The following is a 12,256-nucleotide window of genomic DNA, read 5'->3' as shown; positions in this document are numbered from 1 at the left end:
AACTCGGTGACGACGTTCAGGCGGTACAGCGAGGCACGCGAGTACGCCCGGAACCCGCTCGCCGCGTCCGGCAGGTCCGTGTCGGCGGCGAAGTTGACGACCCGGCTCCCCACGCGCTGCATCATCTTCTTGAACGGCGAGAAGTGCTCGATCGTGGACGTCTGCCGGTCCGCGATGACGATGTCGGCGCGCCCCGAGACGATCGGCGCGACGAGGTCCGGGATCCGGTCCTGCGGGTACTGGTTGTCGCCGTCCGTGTTCACGACGATGTCCGCCCCGTGCGCCAACGCGTAGTCCACGCCGTCACGGAACGACCTCGCCAGGCCCATGTTCCGTGCGTGCCGCACGACGTGCTTGACACCCAGGGACTGGGCCACCTCGACGGTCCGGTCGGTCGAGCCGTCGTCGATGACGAGGATCTCGAGCTCGTCGACCCCGTCGATGCGGCTCGGTATGGACGCCAGGACCGACGGGATCGTCAACTCCTCGTTGAGGCAGGGAATCTGGATGAAGACCTTCATTGACCGTCCCGTCGGGTCCCGCCTGGCCGGTGCCGCGGGCACATCATCGTGGCGAATCGTAGCGCCGGCCGGCCTGCGGCTCTCGGGCGCTTCCGTGCCGATGGTCCGGCGCCTCGCGACCGACCGGCAACCGGGGCGCCGCTCGATAGGGTGACGACATGACCGCAACCAGCGTCGCCGAGCTCCTCGCCGGGCTTCGCCAGTCGGGGCCGTCTCCCCGCGTGACCTGGTACGGCGACGACGACGAGCGTGTCGAGCTCACCGCGGCGGAGCTCGACAGCTGGGTGGGCAGGACGACGAACCTCCTGGTGCAGGAGCTCGGCGCGAGCCCGGGAACCCGGGTAGGGCTCGACCTGCCGGGCCACTGGCGCTCCATCGTCTGGGCGCTGGCAGTCTGGCGATCCGGTTCGTGCCTCGTGCTCGGCCAGCCCACGGCGCCCGTCGACATCGCCGTCACCAACGACCTCGCGCTGGCCCCGGCCGCCGAGCGCACGATCGCGGTCGCACTGCCCGCCGGCGCTCGACGGTTCGGCGCCCCCCTGCCGCCGGACGCGATCGATGCTGCGGCCGTGCTGCCCGACCACCCTGACGAGGTCGTGGCCGAGACACCCGTCGCGCCCTCCGCCTCCGCGATCGACGACGGCGAGCGGGTGTCGTTCGAGCACCTGCTCGCGCCGACCGACGGCGCGCGCGCCGGCCGCACCGGGGAGCGCGTGCTCATGCACGCGCCCGACTACCTCGACGGTCACTCGATCCGTGCGCTCCTGCGCCCGCTCGTCAACGAGGGGTCCGTCGTGCTCGCGAGCAACCTCACCACGCACGCGCTGCTCGAGGACGCCGAGCGCCGGGAGCGCCTCGTGGCCGCCGAGCTGGTGACCGACGACCTCCTCGGGGACGCGCACAAGCACCACTCCCGCCACCACGGGTGGCACTGAGCAGGCGAGCGCGCAGGCGACGGTCGGACCGCCGATCAGCGGCGCTCAGCGGCCAGGATCGCGCGGATGCGGCTCGCATCGCCCCACACGCCCGGAGAGTCCCCAGGGCGGTCGGGGAACGCACCGTACTCGAGGTCGAGGTCGAGGCCCCGCTCGGCGATGAACCGCTCGGCGCGCTCACCGAGTGACTGCGGCTCCCCCGAGCAGCAGTTGACGATGCCCAGGACCGAGTCCTGGAGCGCCGCGGCGGCGATCTGGTCCCCGAGGTCGGCGACGTCGATGAAGTCGAACAGTGCGGTGCCCGACGTGAACGGGAACGTCCGCCGCCCCTCGGCGGCCGCTCCGAGCATCTTCGCGAAGACCGAGTTGCTCCGTGCGTCGTCCCCGGTGATGTAGAAGCACCTCAGCCACAGCCACTGCGTCGTCTCACCCGCCAGCCGGATCTCCATCGCGCGGCGCAGGGCGTCCTTCGCGACGCCGTAGAGCGTCGTCGGGCGGGTCGGGGTGGACTCGTCGATCGGGCCCTCGTGATAGCCCACCTCGTGCATCGTGCCGAGCGCGACGATTCTCCGGACTCCCAGCTCCGAGAGGCCGGCAAGGAAGCGGTAGTGGTCGGAGAGCCGTTCCATGTGGGCGGGGTGGTTGTGGACGAAGCCCGCCTCCCATGCGAGGTGCACCACGACGTCCGGCACCGTCGCCGGCTCGAGCAGGTCGCCGGAGAAGATGTCACCGTCGACGACGGCGGCGCGGGGATCCACGAGTCCCTGCGCCGCGACACCGCGCACGACAGCGGTGACGTCGGCGCCGCGGTCGGCGAGCGCCGTGACGACATGGCGACCGATGTACCCGGCGGCGCCGGTGACGAGCACGTGCATGGGATGCCTTCGAGTCGACGGGTCAGGACAGGGATTCGGCCGGCGCCTGCAGGACGTCGGCCGCGTGCTCGCGCCACCGGTCCTCCCACGGGCCGATCGGTGCCACGCCCGCTGCCTCGAGCCGGTCGTGGCCCAGGACGGAGAACGCCGGGCGCACCGCGGGGCGCGGGAACGCCGAGCTCGTGGTCGCGCGCACGACCCCGGTGTCGAAGCCTGCGGCTTCGACGACGGAACGTGCGAACCCGAACCACGACGTCCGGCCCGAGGCCGTGCCGTGGTACGTGCCGGCCGGAGCGTCCGCTCGCACGAGACGGACCACGAGGTCAGCCAGGTCGACCGTCGACGTCGGCTGACCGATCTGGTCGTCGACGACGTCGATCGCGCCCTTGGCACGCACGACGCTCAGCGCGGTCCTCGGGAAGCAGGGGCCGCTGCCGTAGAGCCAGGCGGTCCGGACGACGAGATGGTCGGGCGCCTCCGCCCGCACGGCCCACTCCCCTGCTGCCTTCGTCCGCCCGTACGCAGACCGCGGCGCGACGGGTGCGTCCTCCGGGTACCCGTCCTCGCCCACCCGCTCGCCTGAGAACACGTAGTCCGTCGAGATCTGGACGATGCGAGCCCCGGCCAGGCGTGCGGCGCGCGCGAGGTTCCCCGCACCCACCGCGTTCACCGCGAAGGCGTCCGGCTCGTGCGCCTCGGCGTCGTCGACGGCCGTCCATGCCGCGCAGTTGAGCACCACGTCGTGGCCCCGTGCGATCTCACGTGTCGCGGAGTGGTCGCGGACGTCGAGATCGTCGCGTCCGAGCGCGGTGACGTCGTCGCCCAGCGCGGTCAGCAGCGCCACCACGTCGCGGCCCAGCATGCCGCGGGCACCGGTCACCAGCCACCGCATGTCGATCTCCGTCCGGTCAGGGTCGGACAAGCCTACGGGCACCGATACCCTGGGACGCGCCCGTCCAGAGGAGGAACACGTGCAGTACCGCGAGCTCAAGGTCCCCGGAGCCTGGGAGATCACGCCACGGCAGTTCGGGGACCCGCGCGGGGTCTTCCTCGAGTGGTTCAAGGTCGACGCCTTCGCCGAGCACCTCGGACACCCGCTCGATCTGCAGCAGGCGAACTGCTCCGTGTCCGAGGCGGGCGTCCTGCGTGGCGTCCACTTCGCCGACGTCCCCCCCGGCCAGGCCAAGTACGTCACCTGCGCTCGCGGCGCGGTGCTCGACGTCGCCGTCGACCTGCGCGTCGGCTCTCCGACGTTCGGCACCTGGGATGCGGTTCTGCTCGACGACACCGACCGTCGAGCCATCTACCTGTCCGAGGGCCTCGGGCACGCCTTCATGGCGTTGGAGGACGACTCCACGGTGCTGTACCTGTGCTCGACGGGATACGCACCGGAACGCGAGCACGGCATCCACCCGCTCGATCCCGAGGTCGGCATCGCGTGGCCCACGACCGACCGCGCCGGGCGACCGATCACCGCGAAGCTGTCGGACAAGGACACCGCCGCCCCTGGTCTGTCCGAGGCTCGCGAGCAGGGCTTGCTGCCGCAGCTCGCCGACGTCGAGGCGTGGGTGGGCGGCCTTCGACGAGGCTGAGCATCAGCGTCCCACGGCTGCCTCGTACGCCCGGACGTGTGCCTGCGCGGACGCCGCCCACGTGAACCGCGAGCTGCGGGCCAGCGCGGCGGCGCCGAGCTCGGCACGCCGCTCGGGGTCGTCGAGAAGGCGTGTGAGGCCCGCCGCGATGTCCGGGCGCTCGGTCCCGCAGTACTCGACCGCGTCTCCGCCCACCTCCGGCAGCGACAGCTCGCGAGTGGTCAGGACGCAGGCGCCGCACGCGATCGCTTCCAGGACGGGCAGACCGAATCCCTCGCCGAGCGACGGGTAGGCGACCACGGCCGCGCCTCCGAGGAGCGGCGCGAGGTCCTCGACCGGGAGGTACCCCGGCGCGACGACACGCAGCCCGCTGGGGACCGCCGCGACCGCCGCGTCGACGTCCTGATCCCACCCGCGTGCCCCGGCCAGGACGAGCGCCGGAGGGTCGGGTCGACCCGCGCTCGCGTCCACCCAGGCACGGACGAGCGCCGGCACGTTCTTGCGCGGCTCGAGGGTGCCGAGAAAGGCGACCCACGGACCGGTCACGCCGAGCTTCGCCGCCACCCGCGCGCGTTCGTCGGGGCCCGTCGGCCGGAACACCCGCGCGTCGACGCCGTGGTAGGCGACATGGAACCGCGAGCGGTCGCCCGGCACGAAGCGCAGCACCTCGTCGCGCGTCGCGACCGAGGGCACCACGAGCGCGTCCGCGTGCCGCACCGCGCCGCGCGTCGCGGCCTTGAAGAGCCGGACCTTGAGCCCGTCGTGCAGATGAGGATGACTGAAGAACGTCGCGTCGTGCAGCGTCACCACCGTCGGCACGGTACGCACGAGCGGGCGCGTGTAGTGCGGGCTGTGCAGCACGTCCGCCCGCACCCGGCGAGCGAGCGCAGGCAGCATCGTCTGCTCCCAGACGAGCCGCGCGCCCCGCGCACGGACCGCTCCCGGAGCGGCGACCACGCGCGCACCGCTGCCCTCGAACTGCTCGACGTCGGCGCGCTGGGCGGCCACCACGAGCTCCAGCCCCGTGGCGACCAGCGCGGGTACCAGGTCGTCGACATAGCGGCCCACACCTCCCCGCGCTCTGGGGATGGCGGTGGCGTCGAGCAGCACGCGAAGGGTCACGAGGCCCGATTCTCGCACCCGGGCCGCGCGTCCCCGTGCGGGAACTCGCCTAGTCTGAGCGCGTGGCCGACTCCCCGCTCCGCGCCGCCGTCGTCGTCGAGCAGCTCTGGCAGGCCACGCCGGGCGGGTCCGGGACGTACGTCCGCAACCTCGTCGGCGCTCTGGCCCGGCGAGACGACGTCAAGCCCGTCGGGCTCGCCGCACGGCACGACGCGCCGCCGGTCGGTGGGCCGCTGCCGGTGCCGGTGGTGCACTCCCGCCTGCCTCGGACCGCGCTCTACCAGTCGTGGCAGCGGCTGCGCGCGCCGCGCCCGGAGGCGCGGATCCGGGGCGTACAGGTCGTGCACGCGACGACCTGGGCGACGCCGCCGACCAGGCTCCCCCTGGTCGTCACGGTGCACGACCTGGCGTTCCTCGACCGGCCCGAGGCGTTCACACCGCACGGCAACGCCTGGTTCCGGCGCGCGCTCGACGACGTGGACGCCCGTGCGGCCGTCGTGATCGTGCCGAGCCTGACCACGGCGGACCGGTGCGCCGAGGCCGGGTTGGACAGGGACCGGCTCCGCGTCGTGCCGCACGGCGTCGACGTCCCGACGCCCAGCGAGGCCGACGTCGCCGACGTGCGACGCCGGTACGCCCTCCCGCGGCCGTACGTCATGTGGGCCGGCACCGTCGAGCCGCGCAAGAACCTGTCGACACTGCTCGAGGCGTTCGACCAGGTGGCCGAGGCGCAGCCAGACCTGGACCTGGTGCTCGTCGGCCCACCCGGGTGGGGCGCCGTCCCGGTCGTCCCCACGGCCCGACGGGAGCGGGTCAGGTTCACCGGCTTCGTCCCGGACGCCGACCTGCACGCCCTGTACGCAGGAGCGTCGGCCTTCGCGTTCCCCTCGTTGGCGGAGGGCTTCGGGCTACCGGTGCTCGAGGCCATGGCGCACGGCGTGCCCGTGGTCACGTCGTCCGGGACGTCGTGCGCAGAGGTCCTCGGCGACGCAGGAGCGACGGTGCCGGCGCTGGACGCGGACGCCCTCGCCCGAGGTCTGCTCGACGCGATCGGTGCACCGGGCCGCGCCTGGGCGGCCCGCGGCCTCGCCCGGGCGGCGACGTTCTCCTGGGACGCCGCCGCCGAGGCGACGCTCGCTGCTTACCAGGACGCGATCCGCGCCGGCTAGCGACCGGTCGAGACCCAGGTCCCACCGAGCGCGACGAGCCCGACCGAGCCGTCGGAGTCGGCTGCGGGGTGGACGACGAACTCCGCGACGTGGTCCGCCCGGTGCACGACGTGCCCGTCAGCGGGACGGTTGAGTGTGGCGTCCACGACGTAGGTGCCCGCGACGAGCGGCAGTCGAGGGACGACCAGCTCGACCGCGCCGTCGCCACGCTTCAGAGTCCGCGCACCCGTTCCGCCCGACGAGGCGACCGCGAGCGTCACGCCGTCCAGGGTGCGGATGGTGAGCGTGTGCTCGACGTCGCGGACGTCCTCGTCCGCAGACCACTCGACCCGGAACCGGGTCGCCTCGCCGCTCACGGTCGTGGCCGCACCGTGCTCACCGCTCACGACCACGCTGGTGACCCGGGCCTCGCAGGAGCCGCCGTCGGGGGCCTCCGGCTCGCTCGTGCCGACCGCACCGGCATAGCGGCCGATGATGTCCTCGGGGTCCCCCACGCCGAGGATCCGCCCGTGGTCGAGCCAGGCCACCTCGTCGCACATCGTCTGCATCGTCCCCAGCGCGTGGCTCACCACGACGACCGTCCTGCCGTCGTCCCGGAACTGCTGGAACTTCTCCAGGGAACGGCGCTGGAACTCCTCGTCGCCGACCGCGAGCACCTCGTCCACGAGCAGGATGTCGGGCTCGACGTTGATAGCGACCGAGAAGCCGAGCCGTACGTACATCCCGGACGAGTAGTTCTTGACCGGCGAGTCGATGAACTGCTCCAGACCCGCGAACGACACGATGTCGTCGAACCGAGCGTCGATGTCCCGCCTCGACAGCCCGAGGATCGACCCGTTCAGGTAGACGTTGTCGCGCCCCGACAGCTCCGCGTGGAAGCCTGCCCCGAGCTCGAGCAGGGCCGAGATGCGGCCCTGCGACGTGATCCTGCCCGAGTCGGGAACGAGGATGCGGGCCAGGCACTTGAGCAGGGTGCTCTTGCCCGAGCCGTTGTGCCCCACGAGGCCGAAGGTCTTGCCGTGCGGGATCGCCAGGTCGACGTCCCGCAGGGCCCAGAACTCCTCGAACTGAGCGCGACCGCGCCGCATCACCGCCGACTTCAGCGACTGGTTGCGCTCGTGGTAGATCCGGAACCTCTTCGACACGTCCTCGACGAGCATCGCGTCGTCCATCACAGCTCCTCCGCCAGCCGGGGCTCCAGCCGCCGGAACGCCAGGTTGCCGAGCAGCAGGGAGACCGCCGTCGCGAGCACCGCCAGCCCGATCATGTGCCACTCGGGGAACGTGCCGCCGTAGAGCATGTCCCTGATCGGCTCGAAGAAGCTGACCAGAGGGTTCAGCTCGTACAACGTGGTCAGCGGCAGCCCGGAGGCCCAGCTCGATCCGCCCTCCACGCTGGACACCAGCGTGATGGGGTAGATGATCGGCGTCGCGTAGAACCAGATCTGCATGAACAGCGCCACGAAGTGGGCCACGTCGCGGAAGTAGACGTTCCACACCGACAGCGCGAGTGCGATGCCGAGCCCGAACAGCGCCACGAGCACCATGAAGACCAGCAGCAGAGGGATCCACGGCAGCGTGTTCACACCGAAGAACGCGAAGATGACGAGCAGCACGGCCATCTCGATCAGGAAGGTCACGAACGAGGAGCCGACGTGCGCGAGCAGGAGCAGGCGCCGCGGGAAGTACGTCTTCTTGATGAGGTTCGCGTTGTTCAGCAGGATCGACTGACCGCCCTGCACCACGGTGGAGAAGAAGTTCCACGGCAGCAGCGCGCAGAGCAGGAACAAGGGGTAGGAGACCAGCCCGTCGGCACCCGTGGTCGGCTGCACCTTCATGATCACCGAGAACACCACGGTGAAGATCAACGTGGTGGCGAGCGGGTTGATCAGCGACCACAGCCAGCCCAGCACCGTTCCGCGGTACCGGCTGCGCAGGTCCCGCTGGACGAGGTTGCCCAACAGCTCCCGCGAAGCGACGACGTCCGAGACCTCTCCGGCGATCCTCACCCCTCACCCCTCTCCCATGAGTCGATCCAGGCGCACAGCCGGTCGACCCCTTCGCTGACGTCGACGGTCGGCGTCCAGCCGAGCTCGCGAACCGTGTCGCTGACGTCGGCGGCCGCGTACCGGACGTCACCGTCGCGGAACCGACCGACGACGACAGGTGCGGGCGCCCCGTACCGGGCCGCGACGAGCTCTGCGAGCCGCGCGATGGTGTTGGCCGAACCCGAGCCGACATCGTACGGGTCGGGCGTCGCCCTGCCGTCCCGCAGCGCGGCGAGGATCGCCGCGGCCACGTCGTCGATGAACACGAAGTCGCGCACGATCTGGCCATCCTCGTACAGCGGTGCGGCCTCCCCGCGGCGGGCGAGCCCGGCGAAGAACGGCACGATGCCGGTGTAGGGGTTCGACAGGGACTGCCCCGGGCCATAGACGTTCTGCAGCCGCAGGACGATCGGCACGACGCCGACCGCGAGCGCCCAGGCACCGAGCACGTGCTCCTGCGCGAGCTTTGTGGAGCCGTACACGCTGGTCGGACGCGGCACGGTCCGGCTCGCCCGGTGAGGGAGCGCGGACCCGCCGTCGACGGCGTCCCACCGCTGCGCCTCGAGCTGGGCGTGCGAGCGCTGTCCTGGGTACACGACGGCGCCGTCGGGACTGGTCCACGCGCCCTCGCCGTACACCGCTCGGCTGGAGGTCAGCAGGACCTGCGTCGGCAACGCGTCGTGCCGGACGAGGGCGTCGAGCATCTGCGTAGTCCCGATGACGTTGACCTCGGCATGCCGCGTCGCCTCGGTCAGCGACTGTGCCGTGCCGGTCTCAGCCGCCAGGTGGACGATCGTGTCCGGGCGGATGCCGCCGCTCAGGAGGTCGTCCCACACGTCACGAGAGGCGACGTCGCCGACGACGAGCTCGACCCGTGCGTCCAGCGCGGCCGGTCGCTCGTGGCGCGCGTGCACCTGCGGGTGCAGGTTGTCGAGCACGACGACACGGTCGAACCGGTCGGCGAGCGCGGGCGAGAGGGCGCACCCGATGAACCCGGCACCGCCCGTGACCAGGCACGTGCCTGTCGGCGTGGTCACTGTGCGGCCCGCACCGTCGCGGAGGTGAGGTGCATCCCGCCGGACCCCGCGCCGATCGACAGCGTGGCCGTCCCCCCCGACCCCGCCGGCAGCGCGGCGAACAGCACGTTGGAGTCACGTGCGACGCGCAGGACCTGGGACGTGCCGTCGCCCGCCGTCACGACGAGCTGGCCCGGCGCGTCAGCGAGCAACGACAGACGCAGCAGCTGCTCGCCCTCTCCCGTCGGGGTCCAGCTGAGCGCGGCCGACGAGGTCAGCGAGAGGCTGCCGCGCACGTCGATCGTGGCTGCCGCCGGCTCGGCCTCGACCCAGGACGACTCCCCCTCGGTCGACGCCTGGTCGTAGCGGTTCGCCGTGAGCCACGCCCCGGGGTCGACGAGTCCGGAGTTGAAGTGACGTTCGGCCATCTCGTACACGACGACGTCCGGGTGGACGAGGTCCACGAGGGCCTGGACGTTGGGCGTCTGCGCGGGATCGTCGATGTTGTGCCGCACCTGCACGAGCGTGCCGAACGACGCCTGCAGGTACGGCGAGATCGCGTCTCCCATCGAGTCGCGCAGCACGAGCGCGGTGAGGTGGTTGCCCGCAGCAGGGTTCTTCGTCGTCCGAGGCAGGTCCAGCAGGCTCGTGACCTGCGTACCGGACGTGGTCGACGTCGTTCCGTCCTGCTGCACGGTCTCGTACGACGGCAGCGGCTCGTCCAGGTCGGGCACGGTCCAGGGGTTCGGGGCCCGGATCCCCATCGTCGACTCGAACTCGTTGCCGGTGTCGATCGTGTGCACCCCGGTGGCCTTCGGGACGAACATCGGCGGCGAGCCCGGCAGCGCCTCCTGGAGCCGCTTGGCGATCTCCGTCCACCCGACGAGCGCTCCGTAGTCGGTCCAGTGGCTGTTCAGGGCGGAGTAGGTGTCGGCCGTCGACCGGCCGTCCACGAGCGTCTGGCGCAGGTCGACGAGCGGGAGCTCGGGGTGGGCGTCCAGAACCTGGTCGAAGATGTGCTCGCCGATCTGCCCGTCGCTCCAGCGCGGCATCTTGTCCTTGTACACCTCCCACTTCGCGGGACCGACGACGAAGAGCATGGGGATGCCGCGAGTCTCGAGCCACTGCTGCTCCTGGCCGACCTGCAGCGCCCAGAGGTCGATCTCCTCCTTCGTGTACGTGCGCCGCCCGAGCGCCTGCGCGAAGTTGGCGTTCTGGATGTCGCCGAGGAACATCCACCGGTCGCGACCGATCACGCCGAAGCCGTCGTTCGAGGAGGTACCGAGCCGGTAGAGCATCGTCGAGTAGCCGCTCACGGCGTTGTTCCACAACGGGGTGGCCGCACGAAGACGGTTCGACTGCGCCGGCCAGGTGGAGGGGTCCTGAATGACGGCGGCCACCGTCGCGCGAACCGGTCCTGAGAGGGCGACAGCGATCCCGGGCGCGACGAGCGCGAGCATGAACGCGACGACCGCCACCCGGGGGCCGAGATTCTGGTACCGAAGTTTCATGACAACCTGGGACTCTCGTGTCAGAACCGGAAGTACAGGAACGGGCTGTACGCACCGGCGAGCACCTTCGTGCTCGCGATGATGAAGAACGCGGGGAACAGTGCGGCGCCCAGGACGACGCGGGTGCGGACCGCGAGATGCGCCTTGGCCCACGGGTACACCGGGAACGCCAGCACGCACGCGATGGCTGCCATGAGGAGGAACCACGGGGTGACGAACTCGCCGAGCGGCCGCCCGGCCCCGTCGTTGCCGACGCCGACCATGAGCAGGAGCATGTCCATCGCCTTGCCGAACGACTCCGCGCGGAAGAGCACCCACCCGACGACCACGATCGCCATCGTGCCGATCCAGCGGAGCACGGTTGGCACCCTGCTCGTGTCGACGAAGCGCTCGATCACCATGAACAGACCGTGCCACAGACCCCAGACCACGAACGTCCAGGCTGCGCCGTGCCACAGACCCGTCAGGGTGAACACGACGAGGAGGTTGACGTACGTCCGGACCGTGCCGCGCCGGTTGCCGCCCAGCGGGATGTACACGTAGTCGCGGAACCATCCCGACAGGGTCATGTGCCATCGCCGCCAGAACTCCTGGATCGAGACCGACGAGTACGGATAGTTGAAGTTCTCGGGGAACCGGAACCCCATCATCATGCCCATGCCGATCGCCATGTCGGAGTAGGCGGAGAAGTCGAAGTAGATCTGCAGCGTGTACGCGAACGTCGCCATCCAGGCGGTCGCCGTCGTCAGCTGGTCGTCCGGCAGCGCGAACAGGGCGTCCGCCGTGACCGCGAACGTGTCGGCGAGCAGCACCTTCTTCGCGAAGCCGGTGATGAACCGGATGATGCCCTCGTACACCATCGTGACCTTGACGTCGCGGTGGTCGAGCGCCTCTGCGATGTCCTTGTACCGGACGATGGGCCCGGCGATGAGCTGCGGGAACATCGACTTGTACGCGCCGAACACGATGAGGTTCCGGGTTGGCGCGATGGTGCCGCGCCACACGTCGACGAGGTAGCTGATCCCCTGGAACACGAAGAAGCTGATGCCCAGCGGCAGCGCGACCTCGACGATCGGAACGAGGCCCGGGTGGCCCAGCGTGCTCGCGAGGTTGTCGATGGTCGTCGTGACGAAGCCGACGTACTTGTACCAGATCAGGACGGCGAGGTTGAGCACCAGCCCGACCACGATCCACGCCCGCCGCCAGCCGTCGGATCGTGGCGTCTCCGTCAGGGTCGCCGCCGGGCCCAGGGCTCGACCGACGCCGTAGTTGAGCACGATGGCGAGCAGCAGGGCGGTGATGCCGTTCGAGTCGCCGAGGTAGTAGAAGACCAGGCTCGCGATGAGGATGAACAGGTTGCGCAGGTTCGGCCGCAGCGCGAAGTAGATGAGGAAGAAGATCGGTAGGAAGACGAAGACGAACTGGTAGGAGCTAAAGACCACGCGGCACCGCCCTCGGCGTCACGCGG

12 protein-coding genes are annotated in these 12,256 nt (G+C 70.9%); 3 read left to right on the top strand and 9 right to left on the bottom strand.

Annotation, left to right across the window (positions count from 1 at the left end):
* Positions 1–521, bottom strand: a 521-nt coding sequence (locus I847_RS0115075; protein ID WP_028050361.1) for a glycosyltransferase family 2 protein, incomplete at its 3' end; no start/stop codon positions are given.
* Positions 522–679: 158 nt separating this feature from the next.
* Between I847_RS0115075 and I847_RS23990 the strand changes: the two genes are divergently transcribed.
* Positions 680–1,456: a TIGR03089 family protein gene (locus I847_RS23990; RefSeq protein ID WP_051274946.1), complete on the top strand. Its 777-nt coding sequence runs from the start codon at positions 680–682 to the stop codon at positions 1,454–1,456.
* Between the two features lie 35 nt (positions 1,457–1,491).
* Here I847_RS23990 and I847_RS0115065 read toward each other — a convergent pair whose 3' ends face one another.
* Positions 1,492–2,331: an NAD(P)-dependent oxidoreductase gene (locus tag I847_RS0115065; protein WP_028050360.1), complete on the bottom strand. Its 840-nt coding sequence runs from the start codon at positions 2,329–2,331 to the stop codon at positions 1,492–1,494.
* Between the two features lie 22 nt (positions 2,332–2,353).
* Positions 2,354–3,223: a dTDP-4-dehydrorhamnose reductase gene (gene rfbD / locus I847_RS0115060; RefSeq protein ID WP_028050359.1), complete on the bottom strand. Its 870-nt coding sequence runs from the start codon at positions 3,221–3,223 to the stop codon at positions 2,354–2,356.
* A gap of 79 nt (positions 3,224–3,302) precedes the next feature.
* On the opposite strand from rfbD, the gene I847_RS0115055 reads away from it, so the two are divergent.
* Positions 3,303–3,923, top strand: coding sequence for a dTDP-4-dehydrorhamnose 3,5-epimerase family protein (locus I847_RS0115055; RefSeq protein ID WP_028050358.1), 621 nt, complete (start codon positions 3,303–3,305; stop codon positions 3,921–3,923).
* A gap of 3 nt (positions 3,924–3,926) precedes the next feature.
* Here I847_RS0115055 and I847_RS0115050 read toward each other — a convergent pair whose 3' ends face one another.
* The gene (locus I847_RS0115050) at positions 3,927–5,045 is read right to left on the bottom strand and encodes a glycosyltransferase family 1 protein (RefSeq protein ID WP_231384239.1); all 1,119 of its coding nucleotides are present in this window, start codon (positions 5,043–5,045) and stop codon (positions 3,927–3,929) included.
* A 62-nt stretch (positions 5,046–5,107) separates the two neighbouring features.
* Between I847_RS0115050 and I847_RS0115045 the strand changes: the two genes are divergently transcribed.
* Positions 5,108–6,214, top strand: a complete 1,107-nt coding sequence (locus tag I847_RS0115045) for a glycosyltransferase family 1 protein (protein ID WP_028050356.1) — start codon at positions 5,108–5,110, stop codon at positions 6,212–6,214.
* Here the strand turns inward: I847_RS0115045 and I847_RS27170 are convergent.
* From I847_RS27170 to I847_RS0115020, 5 genes are read right to left on the bottom strand one after another with little or no spacing between them, the layout of a single operon-like run.
* On the bottom strand, positions 6,211–7,386 hold the full coding sequence (locus tag I847_RS27170) for an ABC transporter ATP-binding protein (RefSeq protein ID WP_051274945.1): 1,176 nt from the start codon (positions 7,384–7,386) through the stop codon (positions 6,211–6,213). The genes I847_RS0115045 and I847_RS27170 overlap by 4 nt on opposite strands.
* Positions 7,386–8,222 carry an ABC transporter permease gene (locus tag I847_RS0115035; RefSeq protein ID WP_028050355.1) on the bottom strand — a complete coding sequence of 279 codons (837 nt, stop codon included), beginning with the start codon at positions 8,220–8,222 and terminating at the stop codon, positions 7,386–7,388. Before I847_RS0115035 ends, I847_RS27170 begins: the two co-directional genes overlap by 1 nt.
* Positions 8,219–9,298 (bottom strand): NAD(P)-dependent oxidoreductase, encoded by a 1,080-nt coding sequence (locus tag I847_RS0115030; RefSeq protein ID WP_028050354.1) that lies wholly within the window; start codon positions 9,296–9,298, stop codon positions 8,219–8,221. The genes I847_RS0115035 and I847_RS0115030 overlap by 4 nt, the downstream gene beginning before the upstream one ends.
* Positions 9,295–10,788, bottom strand: a complete 1,494-nt coding sequence (locus I847_RS0115025) for a hypothetical protein (RefSeq protein WP_081680983.1) — start codon at positions 10,786–10,788, stop codon at positions 9,295–9,297. Before I847_RS0115025 ends, I847_RS0115030 begins: the two co-directional genes overlap by 4 nt.
* Positions 10,789–10,808: 20 nt before the next feature.
* Positions 10,809–12,230, bottom strand: coding sequence for an MBOAT family protein (locus I847_RS0115020; protein ID WP_028050352.1), 1,422 nt, complete (start codon positions 12,228–12,230; stop codon positions 10,809–10,811).
* Between the last annotated feature and the right edge of the window lie 26 nt (positions 12,231–12,256).

The sequence above is a fragment of the Cellulomonas sp. URHD0024 genome (genome assembly GCF_000426185.1).
Classification (GTDB): Bacteria; Actinomycetota; Actinomycetes; order Actinomycetales; family Cellulomonadaceae; genus Cellulomonas.
The sequence above is the reverse complement of the archived record's forward strand: the minus strand, read 5'-3'. Positions and strand labels throughout refer to the sequence as shown.

What these genes read in the sequence shown, in the direction of transcription:
- rfbD (WP_028050359.1), bottom strand. Translation starts at nt 3,223, where the DNA reads ATGCGGTGGCTGGTGACCGGTGCCCGCGGCATGCTGGGCCGCGACGTG.
- I847_RS27170 (WP_051274945.1), bottom strand. Translation starts at nt 7,386, where the DNA reads ATGGACGACGCGATGCTCGTCGAGGACGTGTCGAAGAGGTTCCGGATC.
- I847_RS0115025 (WP_081680983.1), bottom strand. Translation starts at nt 10,788, where the DNA reads ATGAAACTTCGGTACCAGAATCTCGGCCCCCGGGTGGCGGTCGTCGCG.
- I847_RS0115065 (WP_028050360.1), bottom strand. Translation starts at nt 2,331, where the DNA reads ATGCACGTGCTCGTCACCGGCGCCGCCGGGTACATCGGTCGCCATGTC.
- I847_RS23990 (WP_051274946.1), top strand. Translation starts at nt 680, where the DNA reads ATGACCGCAACCAGCGTCGCCGAGCTCCTCGCCGGGCTTCGCCAGTCG.